Here is a 216-nt window from a genome sequence, read left to right as displayed (position 1 = left end):
GTCGTGGCGCTCGGCGTTGGTGGCAGTGGGGGCATCGACGCCCAGCACCAGCGCGGGCCGCGACTTATCGGAGTGGTTGGCCGTGCCGCGGTGAATGGTCAGGGCCGAGCGGGCGGAAATGTCGCCCATCTGCGGGTACTTGCGCTGGGCGCGTGCTTCGTAGCGGGGGTAGTTGGCCTTGGGCGGAAACATCGCGTGCTCGAAGTTGGTGGGCAG

The 216-nt window shown here is 68.5% G+C and carries 1 protein-coding gene; it reads right to left on the bottom strand.

Going from position 1 to position 216, the window contains the following annotated elements:
- Positions 1-216 (bottom strand): hypothetical protein (locus tag ACW9KT_RS22320; RefSeq protein ID WP_457084612.1); only part of this gene is annotated, 216 nt, incomplete at both ends.

The organism is Hymenobacter sp. HD11105 (assembly GCF_054051685.1).
The sequence above is the reverse complement of the archived record's forward strand: the minus strand, read 5'-3'. Positions and strand labels throughout refer to the sequence as shown.